Origin of the sequence: Desulfovibrio diazotrophicus (assembly GCF_902498985.2) — a bacterium.
In the GTDB taxonomy this organism is placed as follows: Bacteria; Desulfobacterota; Desulfovibrionia; order Desulfovibrionales; family Desulfovibrionaceae; genus Desulfovibrio; species Desulfovibrio legallii.
Genome location: NZ_OX346397.1, coordinates 440,543 through 464,454, shown reverse-complemented (window position 1 = coordinate 464,454; position 23,912 = coordinate 440,543). Strand labels below are relative to the sequence as shown.

The window sequence follows — 23,912 nt, the reverse complement described above, 5'->3', positions numbered from 1 at the left end:
CTTCAGCGTCAAACGGCCTTTTGCCGACGCATACCAACGAGGGCAGCGTACACCTTTAGACCGGCAAGAACAATAAGGAGCGCAGGCCGCAGGGCATCCGCGCCATTGCGTTGGCACGCACGCAGCAAAAATCCGCCTCTGACGCCATAAGCGCAAAAAGGCTGTTTTTGTCAAGCGGGGCGACACGCGCCGCCTGCCCCGCCAGCACTTCCGGCCATCGTGTTTCCGGGGCATCTGCTCCGGCCCAAGGCGTCCGCCTGCCCCGCCACCTGCGCACCCTGCCTACCAGCGGTCGTGATGGACCTTGGCGGGATCGAAGCGGTCCGCTTCCTTGAAGGGCTGCGCAGGGTGCCCCACCACCACCAGGCCCAGGATATTAATATCCTCCGGCACCTGCAAAAGTTCACGGATAGGGCGCACACGATCCTCAATGGGGTGCATGCCGCACCAGACCGTGCCCAGATTCCTGCCGCGCGCGGCCAGCAGAATATTTTCCAGGGCTGCGGCGCAATCTTGCTGCCAGAAGCCCGCCTCCTTAGCCTCGGCCGGATTGGCGCAGACCAGGATGACCACCGGGGCCTCGGCAGCCATTTTGGCATAGGGGTGACGCTGGGCAATGCCTTGGCGCAGAGCCTGATCGCGCACCACCACAAAGTGCCAGGAACGGGAATTGTGCGAGCTGGGCGCACACATGGCCGCCTTGAGCAGGGTGTTGACATCGTCCTCGCTCACGGGATCCGGCGTGAATTTGCGGATGCTGCGCCGAGTAAAAATGGCTTCCAACACGTCCATGATGTCTCCTCCTTGAAGCAGATTACCCTTGAGAATATTGTATATTCTCAACGTTTACGGCACGCGCGTTCCGGCGCTTAACCGCGCCAATAAATAGCGCTTGCGCCTCCACGGCGGGCGGCGGCTTACGCCAGCCGCCAAGGCATTGCCGCGTTGCAATGCCCAAGAGCAGATTACCTTTGAGAACAAGCATTCCCAAAGTCTGGTGCAACGCCCTCTCAGGCGCATCACCGCCGGCAGATTGCACGGGGCAGGTTGCAAGCGCGCTTTTGCGGCGGGCAATCGCTTTGCGCAGCAGCCGGAACACTGCAGGGATGCATGCAGCAATCCGCCTGAAGACAGCGCCGCAAAAGGGTTGTGCCCTCTTACAGCGCTGTTTTTAGAGCATGTAACACTTGAAATGTTCGCTTACGACAGGCAACAGCCTGCCTGCACACATATTTTTCTAAGACATATCCCAGTTGGGGTGCATAGTCCAGATGCCGCAAGGGCAGATGCCGGCACAGATGCCGCAGCCAATGCAGCGTTGCGGATCAGAAACATACTCAAACCCGCCGTCTTCGGTCTCCTTACGGTCAATGGCTTTTTCCGGGCAGGACTTGAGGCACATTTTGCAATCGCGGCAAGTGCCGCAGCTGACGCAGCGGGCATATTCCTCCTGCGGGCTGGGCAGATCGCTGTCATGACATTTGGCAAAATAGGCCGTGTGCAGTCTGGTGGTGGGCACCAGCGGTTTTTTCTCCGGCGTATAGGTCTCGCCCTTGAGCCATGCGGCGGCGGCAAAGGCCGCGTTACGCCCCGAACCGATGGCGTGCACCAGCAGGCCGGGCTTGATGACGTCGCCCACGGCAAACACGCCGTCCATGATGCTCTGGTCGGGCTTGGGCTTGAGCCACTGGCGGAACTTCTCCAGGCCATCGGGCAGGTAGGAGAGGTCCGGCGCTTCGCCGATGGTGATGATGACCATCTGCCCGGGGATGAGCCGACCATCCTGCACGATAATGCCTTTATCGGTGATTTCCCTGGTCTGCACGGGCCAGATCAGCTTGCCGCCCAGGTCTTCAATATGCTTGATTTCATGGGCAAAGGCCGCAGGCTGCTGCACGTCGATACAGGTCACATGCTTGGCGCCCATGGCGTAGGCCCCGGCGGCCGCGTCCATACCCGCATTGCCGCAGCCGATGACAATGACCTCGTCCGGCACGGCAGGCTTTTCGCCCTTGTTCACGGCTTTGAGGAAGTCGATGCCGGGCACGATTTTTTCTTTGCCAGGCCAGTCGAAAATGCGCGGCTCGTGCCCACCCGTGGCCACAATCAGGGCATCGTGGCTCTGGCGCAGCTCAGCGAATTTGGCGGCGTCCACCTTGCAGTTGGTAACAAAGCGCACGCCCATATCCTCAATGCGCTTGAGCTCCTTGCGCAGCAAATCGTGGTTCAGACGGGCGCGGGGGATGACCTGCTCCAGCTTGCCGCCCATGACGCTGTCGGCCTCGTACACGGTCACGTCGTGGCCCATGCGGGCCAGCTGCCAGGCTGCTGTGAGGCCGCCCACCCCGCCGCCGATGACGCCCACATGTTTGCCCGTGCGTTTGGCGGGTTTGGGCACCCGGATATCGGCCGAGCAGGACCCCAGCTTGCCGATCTGCACGGGGCTGTCTAGCAGCCCTCGCGTGCAGTCCTGCATGCAGGGATTGGGGCAGACGCTGCCGCAGACCGAGCCGGGAAAGGGCGTATAGTCCAGCACCAGACGGTAGGCTTCGTCCACCCTGCCCTCGCGCAGCAGGTTGAGCCGCCGCTGCGTGGGGATGGAGGCCGGGCAATTGAATTCGCAGGGGGCCGCGTAGTGGGCGTTCTCCCAGATAGGCACGCGCAGGCGGTAATCGCCGTGGGCCACCAAGCCGTTGACCTTAAAGTCGTCCGGAGCCACATCGCTGAAGATGCCCTCCGCAATCCATTCTCTGGCGCGGAAGTCGCTCAGAGAGGGCTTATCAGCCAGATGGCTGCGCACGTCAAAGGAAAGGGGCACAATCTTTTGCCATTGCGCCCAGTTGCGCAGCCCGTCCAGCAGCTCCGGCCGACCTACGGCCGCCAGAAAGTCCTTGAGCCCCTGAGCCAGCCAGGCCTGATCGTCCGCCTCCAGCGCGGCAACCCGCACGTCGGCGGGCAGGCCGCCCACAGGGCCGTGCACATAGACTTCGCCGCCCACCATGCCCACACAGGGGCGTTCGCCCAGCACGGAAGGCAAATCCGCACAGTCACAACCGCAGACTACGGCCTTGCCGCCGCCCATGAATTCAAAGGAGAAGCTGCCCACATTTTTGAGCACCCAAAGCTCCGGGGGCTCGTACATGGGGTCGTGCTTCATGAGCGAACCCGTGCGGGTGCCCGCCCTGCCGCCAATATAGACCACGCCGGCCGCGGCGCAGTGGGCTGCGGTGTCGCCCGCATCCCCGCGCACCACAATACGGCCGCCCGCGTTGAGCCAGCCCACATCGGCCGGGGCCGATCCTTCCACCAGCACTTCCGTGTTTTCCAGACACATGGAACCCACGCGCTGACCGGGATTGCGTACGGTGAAGGTCAGCTTTTTGCCTTCCGCATTCCAGAGGGGGCCGCCGATATCGTGCTGCCCCGAGGCTTCAATATGAAAGTCCGTCTCACCGGCGGCCACTGCAGCTTCAATGGCCAGCAGCAGGTCCTGGGTGGACATGCGTTCGTGTTCGTGCACCGTGCTTACGCGCAGCATGTTCCGCTCCTCGGCGTTTCTACTCTTGTCAACCGGGACAAGGGGTCAGCAGGCATACTGGATGCCCAGTTTGTCAGCCACGGCCTTGTCCGTGGAAACCAGGGCGTCGGAACGCCCCACCGGCAGGGAGCTGTTGCCCACGGGGGCCAGCAGCTTGCGCAGTTCGTCGTCAAAGGCCAGCATATAGTCCACCACGTTCTGCGCGCCCCGGTCCACGTCCAGCCGTTTGACCAGACGGGGATCCTGCGTGCAGATGCCCGTGGGACATTTGCCCGTGTTGCAGGCGTTGCAGCGGCCGTGCTCGTTGCCCACGCAGCCCAGAAGCTGAATGAGGATCTTGCCCATAATGACGCCGTTGGCGCCCAGGCAGATCATCTTGAAGGCGTCCGCCGCGGCATTGCCGGTCATGCCGATGCCGCCGCCGGCCCAGAGGGGAATCTGGCCTTGCAACCCCTGCGCCACGGCCGCCTGGTAGCAGTCGCGCAGTTTGGAAACGATGGGGTGGCCCGTGTGCTCCAGCGAAACCTCGTTGGCCGCGCCCGTGCCGCCCTGGATGCCGTCGATAAAGAACCCGCCGCAGATTTTGTAGGGATCGCGCAGCAGGTTGTTGTATACGGAAACGGACGTGGCCGAGGCGGCGCACTTGATGGCCACGGGCACGCGGAAGCCGAAAGCGGCGTTGAGCGAAAGGTGCATTTTCTGCACCGATTCTTCAATGGAATAGAGGCCCTGGTGGTTCGGCGGCGAATGCAGGGTAGCCTTGGGTACGCCACGGATGGCCTGGATGTGCGGGGCCACCTTGGCCGCAGGCAAAAGGCCGCCGTCGCCGGGCTTGGCCCCCTGCCCTATTTTGATCAGCACGCCCGCGGGGTCAGTCTTCATGCGGGGCATGGCCTTGATGATGCGGTTCCAGCCAAAGTGGCCGGAAGCGATCTGCAGGATCATGTACTTGAGCTGTTCAGACTCCAGCAGTTTGATGGGCATGCCGCCCTCGCCGGAGCACATGCGCACGGGCATGCCGCATTTTTCGTTGAGGTAGGCCGCAGCCAGGGCCAGGGCCTCCCAGGCGCGGGTGGAAAGCGCGCCGATGCTCATATCGCTGAAAATGGCCGGATAAATCCAGTGCACTGGCGGGGTGCGCCCGTTGAGCACCAGGTTGTCGCCGTCCACAGTGAGCGGCAGCTCCTGCGCCAGCATGACGCGGCCCAGGGGCGAACGGATGTCAAAGGTGTGGCGCTCTGAATCCAGAGCCGGGTCGGTCATCTGGCTGATGCGGCCCACCACGATGGCGTCCAGGGTGCGGGGCGGGTTCAGATTGGTGCGTCCGCCGCGCTTGATGGGGCCGTGGTGCCGGGCCAACAGGGGGAAGCGGGTGTCCGGATTGCGCACCGGGCGGATAGCCCGGTTAGGGCAGATTTTTTCGCACATGCCGCAGCCCACGCAGGCTTGAGCCACACTGTGCTGCTGCTGAATGACGGGCCGGGCCATGTGCTCCTGACTGGGGTCGGGAAAAGCCTTGCGCGAAAGGGTCACACTGCGGCGCATCATGTCCACTTCAAGGGCGTTGAACGTACAGGCCGCCACACAAGAACCGCACATGGTGCACAATTCCGGGCGGTATTCGATCTTCCAGCGCAGATCGTTAACGCTCACGTCCTGGGTTCTTACTGTTTCCATCTCTGCACCGCCAGGTCGTTGTCGATGACCACCATTTCCCGCTCGTTGGGGTAGATATCGCCGGCGATGTCGCGTTGCGGCATAATGGCGTTGAGCCCACAGACTTCGGAGGTGATGGCCACCATGTTGTCGTCACAGCCCACCACAACAGGCCGCAATTTTTTGGAATCGCAGCAGGTTATCATTTTCCCGTCGGGCAAAAGCCCGATGATGGTGTTGGGCCCGTTGATCTCCAGGTGGGCCAGGGATTCACGGATAAGGCCCAGCACCTGCCGGTCTTCACGCTGCTCCGCCTCCACAAAGGGCAGGGGCGTGATGACGTGCTTGTAGTATTTGATGGGCCAGCGCAGCTCGTGCAGCACATAGTGCAGGGTGTAGAGAAAATTCTGCGAGTCGGACTCAAAGCCCACATAGCCCCGGTGCAGGGACTTCTGGAATTCTTTGTTCTTGGTGAAAAAGGTGTTTTCGCCATTGGCGCAGAGGGTGTAGCCCTGCAAAAAGAAGGGATGAGCCGCATAGCGCACAATATCATAGTTGGTGTTCTGGCGGCACTGGGTGACGATGTTGCGGGCCGTGAGGCGATCCGTATCGTCCCAGAGACGGAAGTACGTGGCAATGTCCGCCGGGTCGCCGATTTCCTTGAGGGTCAGCACGTCCGGCCAGAAGGAGTAGACAAAGCCGTTGCCGTCTTTTTCCAGCAGGGCGCGCAGGGCCAGGCGCGTGTCCAGCAGCAGGTCTTCACGCGCCTCGCGGCTCTCGTCCCGGAAACTTTCGGGGTAGTCGTAATTGCGGAAGACATAGCGCGGCATGGCCTTGATGCGCAGGCCGGGACGTTTGTCCACCTCCGGCACCCACTGGGCCACCTGCACAAAGCCGTGCTTTTCCATGTAGTCGTCCACAAGCTGCACGCCCTTGGCCGTACAGGCCAGGGAAAGCAGGGGCTTGTCCTTGTAATGCCCAAACACGCCCTCCAGGTCCTGCATGACCATAGCAAAGCCCGAATTGTCGTGCCCTTCCTGCTGCGGCAGCATAAGATTGAGCGCCAGGGCCGGGGGCACGGGCGTTCTGCTTTTGATGGAGCCGATTCTGCACATAGCGTAACCTCTGGAAGATGCGTCGCGGTCCAGCCTTTTGCATAAAGGCGGCCGAGGCGCTGGTATGCCCATTGTGGACGCGCGGTCCGCCGACGACAAAAGTGGCGGAACCACGCCCAAACGCGCGGAAAGCCGCTGACAGTCGCCCTACGACCGCAACCGGAGGGGTGTGTGCAACGAATGCGGCTGCGCAAACAGCCGCGTACTGGCGAAGTGTGCGGTCCGGCGTCCCGCAAAGACGGAGGCCCGCAGCACTGCGATGCCGTCATTCAGCCCTGGCGGAGGCTGCACTCTGGCAGAGGGGGGAAGGCAATATTGCTACAAACAAAAACGATGGGCAAGAAATAAATGCAGGTTTTTCCCGGTGCGGCCGAACCGGGCGGCGGCGCATTCTGTTAGCAGGCGGGCCGCTGCAGGCCGTGGCTTGCAGCGGCCCTGCCCGCCGGAGAAAACTGCTGTCGTTTTTCTTACCGCAACGCTTCCATCCGCCGGATGGCCTCCGCCGTGTCTTCGGCGGAGCCGAAGGCCGTGAGCCGCACATAGCCTTCGCCCGTGAGCCCGAAGCCCGCGCCCGGTGTGCAGACCAGAGCCGAGCTTTCCAGCAGATGGTCGAAAAAGCCCCAGGAGGTGCTGCCCTGCGGCACTTCTACCCAAATATACGGGGCATTCACCCCGCCGTAGACGGCAAGGCCCAGGGCGTTCACGGCGCTGCGCAACTGGGCGGCGTTGCGCTGGTAGCCGCCGATGACGCCCATGATCTGCGCCCGGCCTTCGGGGCTGTAGGTGGCGGCCGCGGCCCGCTGCACAATGTAAGGGCAGCCGTTGTACTTGGTGCACTGGCGGCGGTTCCACAGGCCGTTCAGCGCCACGGCGCCGCCCTGACCGTCGCGCAGTTTGAGGGCCTTGGGCACCACGGTATAAGCGCAACGCAGGCCCGTAAACCCGGCGGTTTTGGAAAAGCTGCGAAACTCCACGGCCACTTCCTGCGCGCCTTCCAGCTCATAAATGCTGTGGGGCACGTCCGCCTCGGTGATAAAGGCCTCGTAGGCCGAATCGTAGAGGATCACGCAGCCCTCGCGCCGGGCGTAGTCCACCCAGCCCTGCAGGGCCTGGCGAGAGAGCACCGTACCCGTGGGATTGTTGGGGTAGCACAGGTAGATGATGTCCGGCCGGGTTTTGGGAAAGTCCGGCACAAAGTCGTTTTCCTTGAGGCAGGGCAGATAGACCAGACGGTTCCACTGCTTGCCGGCCATTATGCCGGCCCGGCCCGCCATGACGTTGGAATCCACATACACGGGGTAGACCGGGTCCGTCACGGCCACCACACTCTCGGCCGCAAACAGCTCCTGAAAGTTGCCCACGTCGGACTTGGCCCCGTCGCTGACAAAAATTTCGTCCGGGCTCAGGTTCACGCCGCGCGCCTTGTAGTCATATTCCGCAATAACCTCGCGCAAAAAGGCGTAGCCCTGTTCCGGACCGTACCCGCGAAAAAGGGCCGCGTCGCCCATTTCGTCCACAGCCTTGTGCAGGGCTTCGATGACGGCGGGGACCAGCGGACGGGTCACGTCGCCTATGCCCAGGCTGATGACGCGGCGGTCGGGGTTGGCGTCCTTGAACGCGGCCACCTTGCGGGCGATGTCAGAGAAAAGATAGTTGCTCTGGAGCTTGAGAAAATTACCGTTGACCGTAGTTTGCATGGGCTGCATCCTTAATGGCTTCATGGTGACGGGAGCGGCGCGTAAAAGGCCCGCCCCCGTGTGCGGGCCGGGCGAGAGCGCGACTGACGACAGTGCAATTACAGAGGATATGTGCCGGAAAAGACGGTTTCGGCCCCCCCCGTCATGTAGACGTGGTTGGAACTCTCGTCCCAGTGCACCTTAAGGACGCCGCCCCGGAGCCGCACTTCCACCTGGCGGCCGGTGCGGCCGTTGAGCACACAAGCCACCGCCACGGCACAGGCCCCGGTGCCGCAGGCCAGGGTTTCGCCCGCCCCGCGCTCCCAGACCCGCATACGCACAGCCGTGGAAGAAAGCACTTCCACAAACTCCGTATTGGTACGCTGTGGAAAAAGCGGATGGTGCTCAAACTGCGGCCCCAGTTCCGGCAGATTGAGGGCGTCAATGCCCTCCAGAAAAACCACGGCGTGCGGATTGCCCATGGACACGGCCGTGACCGCGTAGGTTGCCCCCCCCACTGCCACGGGGCGAGCCACAAAACGCTGGCTGCCGTCGGGCTGCTCGTCCAGCACGGGGATGAGGGCCGGATTGAGCTCAGGTTCGCCCATGTCCACGGTGGCTCCGCACACTTCGCCGCCCTCTGACAGCAGCCGCACCACCTTTTCACCAGCGCGGGTTTCTACCCGGATGACGTCCTTGCTCAGGATGCCGTGGTCGTGCACATACTTGCCCACACAGCGGATGGCGTTGCCGCACATTTCCGCTTCCGTGCCGTCGGCATTAAACATACGCATGCGCACGTCCGCCGTGCCGGAAGGCAGAATGAGCACCAGGCCGTCTGATCCCACGCCGAAATGCCGGTCGCTGATGCGCCGGGCAAGCTCGCCGGGGTTTTCCACCCGGTCCTCAAAGCCGTTGATATAGACATAATCGTTGCCAATGCCCTGCATCTTGGTAAAACGCACTGCAGCGGTCATAAAAACTCCTTTGCGGACAAAAAAACGCACAGGACACAGCGTCTTGTAGGCAATTCCACAATGTACAGGGTACGCTCCATTGCGGCAAAAGTAAACCCGCGCGCCCGCCTAGAGAAGGCCGGGGCCGCGCTGTTGCGCTTTTTTGCCTGCGCTTCCCGCCCAAGGCTGCAGCCACGGCGCCCCCTCTGCCCTGCGCGCCTTGCACACGACACAACCCGCGCCGTCAGGCAGACAGTGACGGGCAGCTTTGCCGCTGCGCATCCGGTCCGCAACGCCGTGCGCAGACTGAGCCCCTTGCGGGGCGGCGTCGCTGCTAAACAAGCTGAGTAAATAATTATTTATATATTTTAGCTAATTTTACATACGGCATCCTGATGCACTCCACAATGCGCCGCACAGGCATGCCCTGTGGTGCGCTTTATCCGCCGGGAAACGTCAGCACAGAAAAAATTTTTCCAGACCACAAAAAAAATTTTTCACAGCAAATCTATCTGATTTTTTTAAATAAAATTGATTTAATCAAGATTAAAAGTTACAATTCAATCATCCTGACATCTTTGCATTTTTTCCAAATTTGGCTATCACGAGTGTTCCGCACGCCGCTTGACTTTGCCGCTTACTGTGATCAATTCCCGACTAAAGCGGTCATATTAAAGTCACGGATAAAGCAGCGCCCAAGGCGCGTGGCAGCGCCGGCAACAATCCGGTGCAGCCCGCGTTGTAAACCCAGATCAGCGGCATCACGACCCACGGGAGAAAACTCATGAGCATTGTGTTCTACGTCCTGGGCTACCTGGCGGTAGTCGGCTTCTTCTGCATGGCCTATATCAAGATCCGGGCCTACCTGGCGTCCAGCCCCCTGCATGTGCGCTGGGAGCTGTACCCCGTGCCCCATGAAGGCGTTAAAACCGTTTACGGCGGCAGCTTCATGGAAGAAAAAGACTGGTGGACAAAGCCCCGCCACGTGGCCCACCTGGGCGACGTCAAGGCCCTGCTGACCGAAGTGCTTTTTCTGCACGCCACCTTTGAGCACAACATCAAACTCTGGGTGCGCACCTACCCCTTCCATGTGGGCATGTATATGCTCATGGGCGGCACCATCATTGTGCTCTGCGCCGCCGTCGCCCAGATCTGCGGCCTGGCCCCCCAGGGCGGGCTGATGATCTTTGTGGGCAACGTCATCAACGCCATGGTGCTGGTGGGTTCCGTCTGTATCATCACGGGCGGTCTTGCCCTGGTGCAGCGCCGGCGCAGCGACCCTGGCCTGCGCCGCTACAGCACCCCGGAGCACTACTTCAACCTTTTGATTTTTGTGCTCTTCGGCGCGCTGGGTCTGGCCGCCTGGGCCACCGCTCCCTCCTACTTCGAGCTGGCGCGCGGCTTTATCTACAATCTGCTCACCGCCAACTTTGTGCTGCCCCAGAACAGCCTGTTTGTGCTGCACCTGCTGGTGGGCTTTTTCCTGCTGATCTGGATCCCCATGACCCACATGGGCCATGTCTTCATGAAATATTTCACCTACCACGACATCCGCTGGGGTGACGAGCCCACCACCTACAGCGCCAAGAATCAGGAAAAAATCAGCGAAGCCCTGCAGTACAAGGTCACCTGGGCCGCCAGCCACATTGCCGGCGACGGCGCGCCCAAATCCTGGGTGGACGTGGCTACCACCAACCCCGCAGCCCCTGAAAAGAAAGACTAGGGAGTCCCACATGAAAGACAACCTGCAATTGACCGACGTTTCCACCGCCGAAGGGCAGATGGTCAGCATTGACCTCAAAGACATCCCGGAGCTGCCCGTGGACATGGCCACCATGCCCTGGAAGCCCTTTACCGAAGAGCAGAAGGCCGAGACCGCCTGTATTCTCGACGACGTCTGTGTGCTGAACATCCCCAAACCCAAGAGCAAGGAAGAAGAGGAGGAACTGGTCAACAAGTTTCTCACCGGCCTGCGCAAACTTTTCAGCAAGGAAAACAACTGGACCTTCCTGCCCATGCTGGAAACCAGCATGGACTACTGCGCCCAGTGCAACTCCTGCTCTGAGGCCTGTCATCTTTATGAGATGTCGGGCAAAAACGAAATGTACCGGCCCAACTTCCGCTCCGAGATCTTTCGCCGCATTTACAAGCAGTATGTGAAGAAGGAGCCCCTGGCCAAGTGGCGCTACGGCGACATGCACCTCAACTGGAAGACCGTGGCGCGCCTGGGCGAGCTGGCCTACCGCTGCAACCTCTGCCGCCGTTGTGCCCAGACCTGCCCCATCGGCGTGGACAACGGCCTGCTGGCCCGCGAAATCCGCAAGCTGTTCAGCCAGGAGATGGGCATCTACCCCAAGGAACTGCACGAAAAAGGCACCATGAACCAGATGAAGTGCGGTTCCTCCACGGGCATGACGCCTGAGGTGGTCAAAGACAACGTGGAGTTCATTGACGAAGACTACACAGAGATCACCGGCGTGGGCATCCACACGCCCTTCGACGTCAAGGGCGCGGACATCATGCTGCTGCACAATGCCGGCGAGATCATGGCCTGGCCCGAAAACATCGCCGCCTTCTCCCTCATCTTTCAGGAGGCCGGCCTTTCCTGGACGCTTTCCAGCCACGCCATGGCCTATGATGGCGTGAACTACGGCGTGTTTTACGACGACGCCCAGACCGCCCGCATCGCCCTGCAGCACATGATGGCCGCCAAGGAACTGGGCGTGAAAAAGATTGTCATCGGCGAATGCGGCCACGCCCACAAGGCCCTCACCGTCATTGCCGACCGCGTCATCCCCTTTGAATACCAGGTGCCGCGCGAAAGCTGCTACGTAACCCTGCGCGACATCGTCATGAGCGGCCGCCTCAAGCTGGACCCGGCCCGCAATGACTTTCCCGTGACCCTGCACGACCCCTGCAACATCGTGCGCCTCATGGGCATTGTGGAGCCGCAGCGCGAAATCCTGCGCAAAATTGCGCCCCAGTTCCGTGAAATGCCCTGCCACGGCGTCGATAACTACTGCTGCGGCGGCGGCTCCGGCTTTGCTATCATGACCCGCAACAACATTGAGCAATGGCGCGGCAACATCTCCGGCCGCAAAAAGATGTGGCAGATCAGCGAAGCCTTCAAAGACTGCCTGGGACCGGAAACAAAAAAGTACATCTGCGCCCCCTGCTCCAACTGCAAGGGCCAGATCCGCGAAATTCTGGAGCACAACGACCTGTACACCAAAAACAACTTCGCCTACGGCGGCCTGGTGGAGCTCATCGTCAACGCCATGACCAACGTGAACCCCGGCTACATCAAGTTTGAAGGCGCCGAGGAAGAAGCCGAAGCCTAGAGCAGTTAGCGAATGAAATGAGCTAACTGCTCTGCAAGGATTTTCTTGAAAATCCTTGCCACAAAATGCGAGAAGGCAGGTTTTGCCTGCCGTAAGCGAGCATTTCAAGTGTTAAATGCTCTAGCAGAACAAATAAAGGATCGGGACGCCCCAAGACGGCCCTGATCAGACACGGCAAAGGCCCATCCCGGAATTTCCGGAATGGGCCTTTGCCTTTGTACAGGGGGGGCAGCCCCCACACGTTCACGGTTGCGCACGCGGCGCAAAACGCCCAGGCCTGCAGCCGGCGGAAACCTTCACGCCAACAGACCGCCGGGCGGCGTTTACCTGTCTTGCGGCGCGCCCTGCTCCACGGCAAAGTCCAGGCCTTCCGGCCCTTCCGTAACCACATAGCGCAGGGTTTCGCGCACGCTGTTGTCCGGGTTGAAGGTCAGCACCACGGGGCTGCGCCCGGCAATCTCGTGCGGGCCGTTCACAAACTCCACGGCGCTGATGATGACCTCATCCCCTTCCTCACAGGCGCGTGCGGCGGCCCCGTTGAGCACGCAGCAGCGTGAACCCGGCTCACCGTAAATGACGTAGGTGGAAAGGCGCTGTCCGTTGTTTTTGTTCCATATATTAACGAACTCCAAGGGGTAGATGCCGGCCGCACGGCAATGCTCCGGGTCCAAGGTCACGGATCCGTGATAGTTGAGCGCACACCCCGTGACCCGGATGCCGTGCAGTTTGGCCCGCAAAATTTGCAGCATAGTGATTCTCGCTTGAGCAAAAAGAAAAAGCGTGCCCCTGCGGACAAAGCCTCCCGGCCCTCCACAGCGCGACAACGCAGACATGTGGTCCCCAAAGGACTGTTAATGGAAAAAAGGCCGAAAACGGAACTAATACGCCTTGATGTACTCGTCAAGGTTTTCAGCCGAGCAGTTGCGGCTGACCCAGAAGGCCGAGGCCCAGACCATAAGCGCCGTGGCCTGGGTATCGTCCAGACCCTTGAGTTTGGCCTCCAGGCTGGACTTGCTGGCCCCGTGGCGCAAATGCACGCCGTTGAGCTCGCAGGCGTCGTCCACCCGCAGCATCAGATAAGAAAGGCGCGTGTGGTCGGGCATGAGCTTCATGTCCTTGTGGGCTTCCACAATAGTCTTCAACTCCGCCGCGCTGAACATGTGCTTGATGTTGGCGATGGCCCGAAAAAACGTATCCACGGCCCAAGGCAGAATAAATTCCGCCCCGGCGCTCTTGGTGCGAAAATAGTCCTTGAGCCAGCGTTCCTGTTCATCATTAATGCGTGCGGCAACCTGCGGCATGGGGCCCCCAATCCGGCGCTGCGGGCCTGCGGCAATGGGTGCCGCGGGCCTTACGCGCGCTCTTTTTCCTTGCGCTACACCAGCTTGAATAAAAATTCAAGATAAAATCTAGACTTTACACCCAAAATATTTTCCGTCATTTCCCCGCAGGCTGTCAAGCCGTATTCCTGAAACGGACACGGCCTCAAAAATATTCTTTATAAAATAAAGATATTATCAAAAAAATTATCCAGCACCACAGTGCTGCCCCCTGCCGAGGGGCTGTTCTGCACACCACGCCTGACGCCACGCCAGCGCGTGGCACGCGCTGGCCCTTGCGTCCCGGCGAGCCGGGGAGTACAGAACAGCGACCATGTCCCAAGCGTCAGCCACTTCCCCCGCCGCTCTTTCACGTCACGCCGCTCTGGTCCGCATGCACGCGGCCACGGTGCTCTTCGGCGTTTCCGGCATTTTGGGCAAACTGTGCCAAAGCTCCGCACCGGTGCTGGTCTGCGGTCGGGCCCTCTTTGCCGTGGCGGCTCTGGGCCTGCTCTGTCTTTCGCGACACGAAGCGCCCTGGCGCGGTCTGAACCGCCGCGACCTCACGGGCCTCGCCCTGAGCGGCGCGCTGCTCACCGTACACTTTGTGACCTTCTTCCAGGCCATCAAGCTGGGCGGCGTGGCCGTGGGCACCCTGGGCTTTGCCTGCTTTCCCGCCTTCACCACCCTCTTCGAAGCCCTGGCCTACCGCGAACGCCCCACCGCTGCCGAACTTTGGGGCCTGGCCGCCGTGAGCCTAGGGCTTATCTGCCTGACCCCCGCTTTTTCTCTGAACAGCTCCGCCACCCACGGCCTGCTCTGGGCGGTGCTCTCCGGCGCGGTCTACGCCCTGGTGGCCATAGCCAACCGGCGCACGGCCGCCGCCATATCCGGCATGCGGACCTGCTGGTGGCAAAACGTGGTCATCCTCGCCTGCCTTTTGCCCTTCACGGCCCACGCCCTGCCCGCCGTACCGTTCCTGGACTGGCTGTGGATAGCCTGCCTGGGCCTTTTTTGCACAGCCCTCGCTTACAGCCTCTACGTGGGCAGCCTCACGGCCCTCAAGGCCCGCCAAGCCGCCACCATCATCACCTTGGAGCCCGTCTATGCCATCCTCATGGCCTGGCTGCTCTTCGGCGACGCCCCTGGCCCCCGCACCCTCTTCGGCGGCGCACTCATCCTGGGTGCGGTCCTCTACGGCAACAAGCGGTAAGGGGGGAAAAAGGAAGACGGCCTAAAACATATCCGGCATGCCGTAGAGCCTGCCGGGCTTTTTGTCCGCCAGCCAGGCGGCGGCGCGCAAAGCCCCCTGCGCAAAAGTTTCGCGCGAATGGGCATGGTGGCTTACTTCAATGCGTTCACCAGGCCCCATGAAGTACACGGTGTGCACGCCCACCACGTCCCCGCCGCGCACGGCCTGGATGCCGATCTGCGCCTTGGGCCGCGCCCCGATAATGCCGTCCCGCGAGGAGCAACGCACATCCTCCAGCTTCCAGCCGCGCGCCTGGGCCAGGCCTTCGCCCAGGGTCAGCGCCGTGCCGCTGGGGCTGTCCTTCTTGCGATTGTGGTGCAGCTCCACAATTTCAATGTCATAGGGTTCGCCCAGAGCGCGGGCCAGCTCCGGCAGTACCTTGCGCAGCACATTGACGCCGATGCTCATGTTGGAAGACCAGAAAATGGGCGCGCGTTGGGCCAGGGCTTCCAGTTCCGCCCTTTCCGCATCGCTGAATCCCGTGGTGCCGATGACCAGGGCGCTGCCCGCGGCGGCCACGGCCTTGGCCGAATTGAGGCTCACCACCGGCGCGGTAAAATCGATGACCACAGCCCCCGGCGCCTGGGGCAGCAGGGCCGCCAGAGTGTCCGCCACCGGGCAGGCCGCGCCCGCGAGTTTGCCCAGGTGTTCCTTGCTGTCCACCATGCCCGCCAGGCTGTAGCCCGGTTCCGTGGCGGCCAGATGGCTGATGGTCCGGCCCATGCGGCCGTTGGCCCCTACGACGATGATTGCCGTGCTCATGGCGTCTCCTCTCTATTATTCCGGCGCGACGCCGGATTGGTGCAACAAGTCCTTAAATGCCGCTTCATCCAAAACGGCCACACCCAGGTCGCGCGCCTTGTCCAGCTTGCTTCCCGGTTTGTCGCCTACCACCAGATAGTCCAGTTTTTTGCTCACGCTGTTGACGGCAATGGCTCCCGCGGCCTCGGCCAGTTTTTGCGCCTTGTCGCGGGGCATGTCCAGTGAGCCGGTAAACAACACGCGCTTGTCCGCAAGCGGCCCGGAAGGCCGCGCCGCAGCGGCAGCGTCGCCCTCCCCGCTCTGTGGCCAGAGGCCCAGGGTCTTGAGGCGGGCCAAGGTTTCCCGGTTAGCCGGGCTGTCAAAAAAATTGCGGATGGAGGAAGCCACCTCCGGCCCCACGTCGGGCAGGGCCTGCAAGGTTGCGGCCGAAGCGTTTTCCAGCGCGTCCAGATCGCAAAAATGCCCGGCCAGGGTGCGCGCCGTCTGCTCGCCCACATGGCGGATGCCCAGGGCGCTGATCAGTCGCCGCAGATCAGCCGTATGCCGAGCCGCATCCAGGGCGTCCACAAACTTCTGCGCCAGCACCTCGCCCATGCGCTCAAAGCCCAGCAATTCCTGCGCGGTCAGCGTAAAAAGATCGGCCGGGGACTGCACCCGTCCGCTGGTCACCAGCTGTTCTATCCACTTCTGCCCCACGCCCTGCACGTCCAGCCCGGCCTTGGACACAAAGTGCGTGATGGCCCGTAGGCGGATGGCCGGGCAGGTCAGATTTTCGCAACGCCAGGCGGCTTCGCCCTCTTCCCGGTATACGGGCTGCCCGCAGGCCGGGCAGGTACGGGGAAAGACAAAGGGCACAGCCCCGGCGGGCCGTTTTTCCAGCACAGGGCCCACCACTTCGGGGATGACGTCGCCGGCGCGCTGCACCATGACCGTATCCCCCACCCGGACGTCGCGGGCGCGGATTTCGTCCTCATTGTGCAGAGTGGCGCGGGAAACCAGCGCTCCGCCCACGGCCACGGGCTCAAGCACGGCCACGGGCGTGAGCGCGCCCGTGCGCCCTACCTGCACTTCAATGGTTTTGAGCAGGGTCTGCGCCTGCATGGCCGGAAACTTGAAGGCTACGGCAAAGCGCGGCGCGCGGGCCGTATAGCCCAGGGCCGCCTGCGCCTCCAGGTCGTCCAGCTTAGCCACGGCCCCGTCGATCTGCATAAGAAAGTCGGGCCGTTCCTGGCGCACCCAGGCCACATAGTCGTCCACTTCTTCCAGGCTGCGACAGAGCCGCCCCTGGGGCGGCGTCAGGAAGCCGTAGTCCGCAAGCCGGGCCATAAGCCCGGACTGCAGCCGACAGGGCGTGGCCGGGGGCCACTGCGCCTCGCCCAGACTGTAGGCCAGGAAACGCAGCGGACGCGCCTCTGTGACGGAAAGGTCCAGCTGACGCAGGGTTCCAGCGGCGGCGTTGCGCGGGTTGGCAAAAGGCTTCTGCCCCAGCGCCTCCTGCCGGTCGTTGAGGGCGGCAAAATCCTGTTTGTACATGACCACTTCGCCGCGCACTTCCAGCCGGGCGGGAAAGGGGCCCTCTCCACGCAGCCGCAGGGGCACGGTGCGGATGGTGCGCACGGCTGCCGTGACCACCTCGCCCGTGAAGCCGTCCCCGCGGGTAAGCGCTTCGCACAGCACGCCATTTTCATAGATAATTTCCAGAGCCAGACCGTCCAGCTTGGGATCGCACCAGAAGGCCAGGGGCAGTGGCCCGTTAAGGTCCGCATCCCAGGCGCGGCGCATACGCTCCACAAATTCCCGCCATTCCGCGGAGGAAAACACGTTGTCCAGGCCGTACATGCGGCGGCTGTGGGCCTTTTTGTCCAGGCCGCCCAAAAGGCCGCCACCCACGCGCAGGGTGGGCGAATCCGGGGCACGCAGCTCCGGCCAGCGCCCTTCCAGGGCCGTCAGCTCACGGAACAGGGCGTCGTAGGCGTCATCGCTGATTTCTGGCGCGTCCAGCGTATGGTAGAGGTAGTTGTGGCGCTCCAGCTCTGCGGCGAGCCAATGGGCGCGTTCGCGCTCGGCCGCGCTGGGACCGGAAAACGGCAGACTATGCTGCCGCGGCGTGGACGGGGACTGTGAAGCCATGCGGAAACCTTCCTGAGACGAGTGCTGACGGCGCTGCGTCAGTGTGTGATTTTTGAGAAGCGACCCTGTGCCGCCTATTCCGGCAGGGCAATGAGCCGGGTGCGCAACTGGCGGATGCGGTCGCGCAGCTCTGCCGCGCGTTCAAATTCCAGGTCGCGGGCGGCCTGACGCATCTCTTTTTCCAGCTTGACCACCAGGGCAGCCGTATCCTCGGCTGTAAGCGGCGTTGCGCTTTCCTGCGCCTTGCCGCGCCCTTTGCCGCGTCCGCGTCCACGGCCCGCGCCGTCTTCCACATACAGGCTGTCCAGCGGAGATTCAAGGCCCTTGCGCGTGCTCACCGGGGTGATCTGATGTTCCGTATTGTAGGCGGCCTGGATGGCGCGGCGGCGGGCGGTTTCCCCCATGGCGGCGCGCATGGAATCCGTTTCCTTGTCCGCATAGAGAATGACCTTGCCTTGTACATTGCGCACGGCCCGGCCAAAGGTCTGGATAAGCGAGCCTGTGGAGCGCAGAAAACCCTCCTTGTCCGCATCCAGGATGCAGACCAGGGCGACTTCCGGAATATCCAGGCCCTCGCGCAGCAGGTTGATGCCCACCAGCACGTCAAATTCGCCCAGGCGCAGGGCCCGGATGATCTGCATGCGCTCCAGAGTGTCGATATCCGAATGCAGATAGCGGGCCTTGACGCCCATGTTGCAGCAGTATTCCGTAAGGTCTTCGGCCATGCGCTTGGTGAGCGTGGTTACCAGCACCCGCTCACCGTTTTCCACGCGCGCCTTGCATTCGCCCAACAGGTCGTCCATCTGCCCTTTGGTAGGACGCACGTCCACCTCCGGGTCCACCAGGCCCGTGGGACGGATGATTTGCTCCGCCACAATGCCCTGAGCCTGGTCCAGCTCGTACTTGCCGGGCGTGGCCGAAACGTAGACCACCTGATTGAGCAGGGCCGTGAACTCGTCAAAACGCAGGGGACGGTTGTCCAGAGCCGAGGGCAGACGGAAGCCAAAGTCCACCAGGGTCTGCTTGCGGGAGCGATCCCCCTTGTACATGCCCCCCACCTGGGGAATGGTAATGTGGGATTCATCCACAAACAATATAAAATCGTTGGGAAAATAGTTGAGCAGACAGGAAGGCGGCTCCCCGGCCTTACGGCCGTCCAGATGGCGCGAATAGTTTTCTATGCCGTTGCAGTAGCCGAGTTCCTCAATCATTTCCAGGTCAAGCTGGGTGCGCTGCTCCAGGCGCTGGGCTTCCACCAGTTTGCCGTGCTCCTGAAACCAAGCCAGACGCGCGGCCAGTTCGTCGCGGATGTCGTCCGCCGTGCGCTTGAGGTTGTCCTGAGCCGAAACATAGTGACTGGCGGGATAGAGCACGGTTTTGCCCACTTCGGCCAGCACCTCGCCCGTAAGAGGGTCAATCTCGCGCATGCTGTCGATATCGTCGCCAAAAAATTCCAACCGCAGAGCGCGCTCGTGGTGGTAAGCCGGGATGACCTCCAGGGCGTCGCCGCGTACACGAAAGGTGCCGCGGTGGAAGTCGTAATCGTTGCGCTCGTAGTGCACTTCCACCAGTCTGGCCATGAGGGCGTCCATGGGAAAGCGCTGGCCCACCTCCACGGGAATGACCATCTTGGCGTAGTATTCTGGCGAGCCCAGGCCGTAAATGCAGGAAACAGAGGCCACAATGACCACGTCCCGTCGGGTCAGCAGAGCATGGGTGGCGGCGTGGCGCAGCTTGTCTATATTGTCGTTGATGGAGGAGTCTTTTTCAATATAGGTGTCCGAGGCGGGCACATAGGCTTCCGGCTGGTAGTAGTCGTAATAGCTGACGAAATACTCCACGGCATTGCGCGGGAACAGGGCGCGGAACTCGCCGTAAAGCTGCGCGGCCAGGGTCTTGTTGGGGGCCAGCACCAGGGCCGGACGGTTGCAGCGGGCAATGACGTTGGCCATGGTAAAGGTCTTGCCGGAGCCCGTGACGCCCAGCAGCACCTGCGCGGGCACGCCGGCTTCCAGGTTGGCGGTCAGGGCGTCAATGGCCGTGGGCTGGTCGCCTGTGGGGGTATAGGCCGTTTCCAGGCTGAACGGCGGAGAGGAAAGTGTGTCCATGACGTGTATTCTGCCTGTTGCAGGCTTGTTTGACGGCGAAAACCGTGGGCTGCGCGCCACTGCGGCGACTGCGGACGCCTGTGGCCTGGGCGCGCATACGGGCTTGTCCGCGTCTGCGGCACGACGGCGTCCTGATTATCGCTGCGCAAGTGCATTGTACAAAGAGCAGCCGCTCCAAACCACCGGGCCGCGCGTCGGCGCGGACAATCAGCGCGACACGGGGCCGCCCTGTTCCGGCGATTCGGGCAGCCAGACGCCGGCTGCGGCGTCAAAGACATAGGACGTACGCCAGGGCGCCCAGGGCATTGCGGCGGTGTCGGGCGCTGCTGCGGACAGGGCCGAAAACGAAGGGGCCGCCTCTCGGCGCTCTCCCAGAGCTTCCCGCAGCCGGGCCACAAACCTGCGGCGCGGCAGCAGCACGCCGCCCATGCCCATAATATGGGGCGTTTCCTGCTGACAGTCCAGCAGTATGGCCCCGCGCTGCCGCAAAAGAGCCACCAGACCAGCCAGGGCCGCGCGCGAGGCTTCGGCTTCGGTGTGAAACATGGATTCGCCAAAAAAAGCCCGGCCCAGAGCCACGCCGTAAAGGCCGCCCGCCAGCGCGCCGTCCCGCCAGGCTTCAACGGAGTGGGCATAGCCCAGGGCGTGCAGGCGCTCATAGGCCGCAATCATCTCCGGGATGATCCAGGTTCCGGGCGCGGCGGCGCGCGGTGCGGCGCAGGATCGGATGACCCGTCCAAAAGCCCGGTCCAGGGTAAGGGCAAACGGCCTGCGGCGCAGGGTCCGGGCGCTGCGCCGGGGCAGATGAAAGGCCTCCAGCGGCAGCACGCAACGCGGATCTGGCGACCACCAGAGCACGGGCAGGCCCTCTTCATACCAGGGGAAGATGCCCCGGCTGTAGGCCGCCAGCAGGCGTTCGGGCCGCAGGTCACCCCCCAGGCACAGGAAACCGTCCGGATGGGCCGTCTCCAGGGGCGGGAACTGTGCGGCCAGCGCCGCCACCGCGCCGTAACGCATCAAAGGACCACCCCTGGGGCCGCCCAAAAACCGGCCGACGGTGGAACAGGCAACAGGACGCTCATGCCTTTGTGTACCCACTTCGGGAGGACACTTCAAGCACGCGCGCGCCTGGAACAGATTACCGTTGAGAATATGCATTCTCAACAGTGAAGACACGCTCGTTCTGGCGCTTAAACGCGCAAATAAATTGCGCTTGCGCCTACACGGCGGGCGGCTGCTTACGCAACCGCCAGGGCATTTCATCTTTGAAATGCCCTGGAACAGATTACCGTTGAGAATATGTATTCTCAACGGTGAAGACACGCTCGTTCTGGCGCTTAACCGCGCAAATAAATTGCGCTTGCGCAGTGCCGGAGTGGGCGTCTTACTTGCTCTGGGACGCGGACGGGGCACTTGGCGCGGGGGGCTGGGCCGGATTCTGCGCAGAGGTCTGGCCGGAAGCAGCGCCCGATGCCGCTCCGGAGTCGGCCGTGCCCGCAGCGGGACTTGTCGGCGCATTGCCGGGCATAAAGCTCTGCAGATCGCGCGAAACGGCAAAGGTGCGCAGCTCGGCCGCGGCGGCCTGGGCAAAGGGAGAATCCTTATAATCGCGCACAATGGCTTCCAGCAGCATCTGCGCCCTGGTGGCATCGCCCAGTTTACGGTACAGACGCGCCTCACGGAAGCGCAGGCCGGGGTATTCCGGCGAATTCTGCGGCACAAAAGCGTTATAGCGCGCCAGCCACTGCAGCGCCTCAGGCACGCGGTTGCCCACTTCACAGATGTCCATGAGGGCCAGCATAGCGTCCTTGATGCGCTGGGGGTCGGCCTTGTCCGAACGTTCGTCGTGCAGCCGGGTGAACAGCTCCACCACCTTCCTGTTCAGCTGGTAGGCAGCGGCGATATCCTTGCGCTGTTCGGCGTCGCGCGCCAGAAAATAGGTGGCGTAGGCCCGCTGGTACAGGGGGATGTCGGGCTTGTCCGCCAGTTTGTGCCACATGGCCAGGGCCGGACCGTTGAGGTTGAGATTCTGGGCTGAAAGAGCCATGGCGTAGTCCAGCTGGTTGCGCAATTGGGGGCGCAACGGCCAGGTGGAAACCAGCCTGCCCAGATCCAGAATCTTGTCCCACGCGCCGGCCTGCAGATAGCGGTTAAAAAAGGTCACAAAAGCGCCTTCACCGTACTGCGGGTTCATGGGGGAGGCCAAGAAGGGGCTGAGCATCTCCAGAGCGCGTTTTTCCTCGCCCCGCTCCAGCAGGCCCTGGGCCAGGGCGTAGCGCAGGCGCGGATCCGGCTGGCCGTAGCGTTCGCGCACCAGCGGGAAGCCGTTCCAGAGGATCAGGATGCGGCCGTAGTTGCCTTCGGCCAGAGCATTGGCCAGTTCCTTCTGAAACGCCATCCAGATGAGGTCACGGGCCTGGGGCACGCAGGAGTTTTCCGGATAGGCGTCAATAAAGTCCGCAGCCTTGCCCATGGCTTCAGTATAGTGCCCATTCCAGTACTGCCACATGGCTTCTTTGAGCCGGGCCAGCACCGCCTGCGGAGCCTCGCCGCCCGCTGACGCCAATTCACTGTAGAACTTGGGCATATTTTTGTCAGCGGCACGCGCAAACACCTGGCTCATGGCCGCATAGCTGATGGGCGCATCGTAAATGCCGCCTTCCGCCAGACGCAGACGCGCCACCCAGGCGGCAAGCGTGCCGGGGAACAGATCCCGCGTGCGCGTATAAACAAAATCCGCAGCCTTGTCCGCGCCCAGACGGGAATACATGTCGCCCATTTTAAGCAGCAGGGCATCCGTCCCCTTAGCCTTGGGCACCAGGTTGTGGTACAGCCAATACATGGGCAAGGCCGCTTCGGGATGCCCCAGCGCCTCGTTGTTACGGGCCTGCAGCAGCAAAAAGTCGGGCTGGTCTATATAGTGACGGGGCCAGCGCTTGCTGATGAAGTCCAGAATAAGCTGTGCCTTGTCATATTTTTGTTGCTGATGCAGGGCTGTGGCCAACCCCACGGAGGCCTCCATGAGTGCGGAAGATTCCGGATACTTGTCCAATACCAGCGCAAAGGATTGCTCTGCCGCCGCATTGCGGCCCTTGGCCATCTGCGCCTGCCCCAGGGCCGTAAAACCCTGCGCCACGCCGGGATAATCGGGATACCGGCGATACAGAGCCGCCAGATAGCCACCGGCGTCCACCAGATTGCCTACATTGACGTTAGCCAGCCCCAGACGCAGCAGGGCGTCGGGCACGCGCGGCGAACGCAGGTTGGCGTGCATGGCCTCGCTGGTGGCGGACACAATGGGCTCAAAGCCCGCCAGGGGATCGTTGACGTAACGGGCCCAAAGGCAGTCACTGATGTGGTAGAGGGTCGCCTCCCGCTGCTCCGGCGTCAGGTTGGGCAAGTTGCGGATCTGCTCCAACTGGGGCAAGGCCTCATCATACTTGCGCTCCTGCAGCAGGCGCTCAGCTTCGGCCAGCATTTTGGCCGGATCTGCCGGTTTGGGCACGGGATTGCCCTGCTCGTCCACATAGACGACCGGACGCGGCGCTTCTGTAGTCGCCGCTTCCTCTTTTTCCGGTGTTTTTTCGGGTAGGCCAAGCACCTTACCGCTCACCTTGCCGGAAACTTCCGGGCTCCCGGCAGTGGCCGGCGGCGGGGCCGCAGCCTGTGAGGATGCCGAGGCCGACGGCGATGGCTGCACAGGCGCAACCGCGCCAGGGGCGGCCGGGGACGGCGCGCCGGGCGCCGCGGCTTTGGCCGACGGCCTTATTCCTGGGGCTGTCGGCTGCTCCGGACCCGATCTGGAAGCACGTTCAGGGGGCGTGCCCTGGGGAGCAGTTTGCGGGGAGGCCCCCTTGGGCGACGGCGCAGCTACGGCCGCAGGGGGTTGCGCCGCAGGATCTGGAGAAGGCCTGTCCCCCTCTGCCGGCGTGCCGGACGGAGGCGTTGCACTGGCGGGGCCGGGCCCAGCGCCCCTGGTGGTGGAGAGGAACTTCTCCGGAGGCCAGTTTTCCGGCCCGCCGGGATTGACGGGGCTGCGCAGGCTCTGGCGGCCTCCGG

16 protein-coding genes are annotated in these 23,912 nt (G+C 62.5%); 3 read left to right on the top strand and 13 right to left on the bottom strand.

The features are described from left to right. Positions 1–282 precede the first annotated feature (282 nt). The 6 genes from J7I12_RS01980 to dapF form a co-directional block, all read right to left on the bottom strand. On the bottom strand, positions 283–792 hold the full coding sequence (locus J7I12_RS01980; RefSeq protein ID WP_118228750.1) for a nitroreductase family protein: 510 nt from the start codon (positions 790–792) through the stop codon (positions 283–285). A 445-nt stretch (positions 793–1,237) separates the two neighbouring features. After that, entirely contained in the window at positions 1,238–3,538 is a 2,301-nt protein-coding gene (locus J7I12_RS01975; protein WP_288908091.1) for an FAD-dependent oxidoreductase, read from the bottom strand. A 45-nt stretch (positions 3,539–3,583) separates the two neighbouring features. Next, positions 3,584–5,215 (bottom strand): glutamate synthase-related protein, encoded by a 1,632-nt coding sequence (locus tag J7I12_RS01970; RefSeq protein ID WP_118228748.1) that lies wholly within the window; start codon positions 5,213–5,215, stop codon positions 3,584–3,586. After that, positions 5,203–6,309: a class II glutamine amidotransferase domain-containing protein gene (locus J7I12_RS01965; RefSeq protein WP_118228747.1), complete on the bottom strand. Its 1,107-nt coding sequence runs from the start codon at positions 6,307–6,309 to the stop codon at positions 5,203–5,205. The genes J7I12_RS01970 and J7I12_RS01965 overlap by 13 nt, the downstream gene beginning before the upstream one ends. 467 nt (positions 6,310–6,776) lie before the next feature. Further along, positions 6,777–8,006 carry an LL-diaminopimelate aminotransferase gene (locus tag J7I12_RS01960; RefSeq protein ID WP_130957991.1) on the bottom strand — a complete coding sequence of 410 codons (1,230 nt, stop codon included), beginning with the start codon at positions 8,004–8,006 and terminating at the stop codon, positions 6,777–6,779. 98 nt (positions 8,007–8,104) lie between these two features. Beyond that, entirely contained in the window at positions 8,105–8,962 is an 858-nt protein-coding gene (gene dapF / locus J7I12_RS01955) for a diaminopimelate epimerase (protein WP_118228745.1), read from the bottom strand. 763 nt (positions 8,963–9,725) lie between these two features. Between dapF and J7I12_RS01950 the strand changes: the two genes are divergently transcribed. Both J7I12_RS01950 and J7I12_RS01945 read left to right on the top strand, forming a co-directional pair. Next, the gene (locus J7I12_RS01950; protein ID WP_118228744.1) at positions 9,726–10,664 is read left to right on the top strand and encodes a respiratory nitrate reductase subunit gamma; all 939 of its coding nucleotides are present in this window, start codon (positions 9,726–9,728) and stop codon (positions 10,662–10,664) included. 10 nt (positions 10,665–10,674) lie between these two features. After that, on the top strand, positions 10,675–12,282 hold the full coding sequence (locus tag J7I12_RS01945) for a (Fe-S)-binding protein (protein WP_118228743.1): 1,608 nt from the start codon (positions 10,675–10,677) through the stop codon (positions 12,280–12,282). A 323-nt stretch (positions 12,283–12,605) separates the two neighbouring features. On the opposite strand, the gene panD is transcribed toward J7I12_RS01945, so the two are convergent. Continuing rightward, a complete protein-coding gene (panD, locus tag J7I12_RS01940) occupies positions 12,606–13,031 on the bottom strand; it encodes an aspartate 1-decarboxylase (protein WP_118228742.1) in 426 nt (141 codons plus the stop codon). 129 nt (positions 13,032–13,160) lie between these two features. After that, positions 13,161–13,583 carry a hypothetical protein gene (locus J7I12_RS01935; RefSeq protein WP_118228741.1) on the bottom strand — a complete coding sequence of 141 codons (423 nt, stop codon included), beginning with the start codon at positions 13,581–13,583 and terminating at the stop codon, positions 13,161–13,163. 352 nt (positions 13,584–13,935) lie between these two features. On the opposite strand from J7I12_RS01935, the gene J7I12_RS01930 reads away from it, so the two are divergent. Then, positions 13,936–14,814 (top strand): DMT family transporter, encoded by an 879-nt coding sequence (locus J7I12_RS01930; protein WP_498793929.1) that lies wholly within the window; start codon positions 13,936–13,938, stop codon positions 14,812–14,814. A 21-nt stretch (positions 14,815–14,835) separates the two neighbouring features. On the opposite strand, the gene dapB is transcribed toward J7I12_RS01930, so the two are convergent. From dapB to J7I12_RS01905, 5 genes are all read right to left on the bottom strand, one after another. Next, positions 14,836–15,615 carry a 4-hydroxy-tetrahydrodipicolinate reductase gene (gene dapB / locus J7I12_RS01925; protein WP_118228739.1) on the bottom strand — a complete coding sequence of 260 codons (780 nt, stop codon included), beginning with the start codon at positions 15,613–15,615 and terminating at the stop codon, positions 14,836–14,838. 15 nt (positions 15,616–15,630) lie between these two features. Continuing rightward, positions 15,631–17,745 (bottom strand): NAD-dependent DNA ligase LigA, encoded by a 2,115-nt coding sequence (ligA, locus tag J7I12_RS01920; RefSeq protein WP_118228738.1) that lies wholly within the window; start codon positions 17,743–17,745, stop codon positions 15,631–15,633. A gap of 74 nt (positions 17,746–17,819) precedes the next feature. Beyond that, positions 17,820–19,853 carry an excinuclease ABC subunit UvrB gene (gene uvrB, locus J7I12_RS01915; RefSeq protein WP_498793927.1) on the bottom strand — a complete coding sequence of 678 codons (2,034 nt, stop codon included), beginning with the start codon at positions 19,851–19,853 and terminating at the stop codon, positions 17,820–17,822. A 207-nt stretch (positions 19,854–20,060) separates the two neighbouring features. Beyond that, the gene (gene aat / locus J7I12_RS01910) at positions 20,061–20,870 is read right to left on the bottom strand and encodes a leucyl/phenylalanyl-tRNA--protein transferase (protein WP_302548575.1); all 810 of its coding nucleotides are present in this window, start codon (positions 20,868–20,870) and stop codon (positions 20,061–20,063) included. Positions 20,871–21,237: 367 nt separating this feature from the next. After that, complete coding sequence (locus J7I12_RS01905; protein WP_242621227.1) at positions 21,238–23,553, bottom strand: tetratricopeptide repeat protein; 2,316 nt, start codon at positions 23,551–23,553, stop codon at positions 21,238–21,240. Between the last annotated feature and the right edge of the window lie 359 nt (positions 23,554–23,912).

Bases quoted from the DNA above. Each gene is read 5' to 3' on its own strand.
- J7I12_RS01975 (WP_288908091.1), bottom strand. From the start codon at position 3,538: ATGCTGCGCGTAAGCACGGTGCACGAACACGAACGCATGTCCACCCAG.
- ligA (WP_118228738.1), bottom strand. From the start codon at position 17,745: ATGGCTTCACAGTCCCCGTCCACGCCGCGGCAGCATAGTCTGCCGTTT.
- J7I12_RS01945 (WP_118228743.1), top strand. From the start codon at position 10,675: ATGAAAGACAACCTGCAATTGACCGACGTTTCCACCGCCGAAGGGCAG.
- J7I12_RS01930 (WP_498793929.1), top strand. From the start codon at position 13,936: ATGTCCCAAGCGTCAGCCACTTCCCCCGCCGCTCTTTCACGTCACGCC.
- dapB (WP_118228739.1), bottom strand. From the start codon at position 15,615: ATGAGCACGGCAATCATCGTCGTAGGGGCCAACGGCCGCATGGGCCGG.
- J7I12_RS01935 (WP_118228741.1), bottom strand. From the start codon at position 13,583: ATGCCGCAGGTTGCCGCACGCATTAATGATGAACAGGAACGCTGGCTC.
- J7I12_RS01970 (WP_118228748.1), bottom strand. From the start codon at position 5,215: ATGGAAACAGTAAGAACCCAGGACGTGAGCGTTAACGATCTGCGCTGG.
- J7I12_RS01950 (WP_118228744.1), top strand. From the start codon at position 9,726: ATGAGCATTGTGTTCTACGTCCTGGGCTACCTGGCGGTAGTCGGCTTC.
- J7I12_RS01980 (WP_118228750.1), bottom strand. From the start codon at position 792: ATGGACGTGTTGGAAGCCATTTTTACTCGGCGCAGCATCCGCAAATTC.
- uvrB (WP_498793927.1), bottom strand. From the start codon at position 19,853: ATGGACACACTTTCCTCTCCGCCGTTCAGCCTGGAAACGGCCTATACC.
- panD (WP_118228742.1), bottom strand. From the start codon at position 13,031: ATGCTGCAAATTTTGCGGGCCAAACTGCACGGCATCCGGGTCACGGGG.
- J7I12_RS01965 (WP_118228747.1), bottom strand. From the start codon at position 6,309: ATGTGCAGAATCGGCTCCATCAAAAGCAGAACGCCCGTGCCCCCGGCC.
- aat (WP_302548575.1), bottom strand. From the start codon at position 20,870: ATGCGTTACGGCGCGGTGGCGGCGCTGGCCGCACAGTTCCCGCCCCTG.
- J7I12_RS01960 (WP_130957991.1), bottom strand. From the start codon at position 8,006: ATGCAAACTACGGTCAACGGTAATTTTCTCAAGCTCCAGAGCAACTAT.
- dapF (WP_118228745.1), bottom strand. From the start codon at position 8,962: ATGACCGCTGCAGTGCGTTTTACCAAGATGCAGGGCATTGGCAACGAT.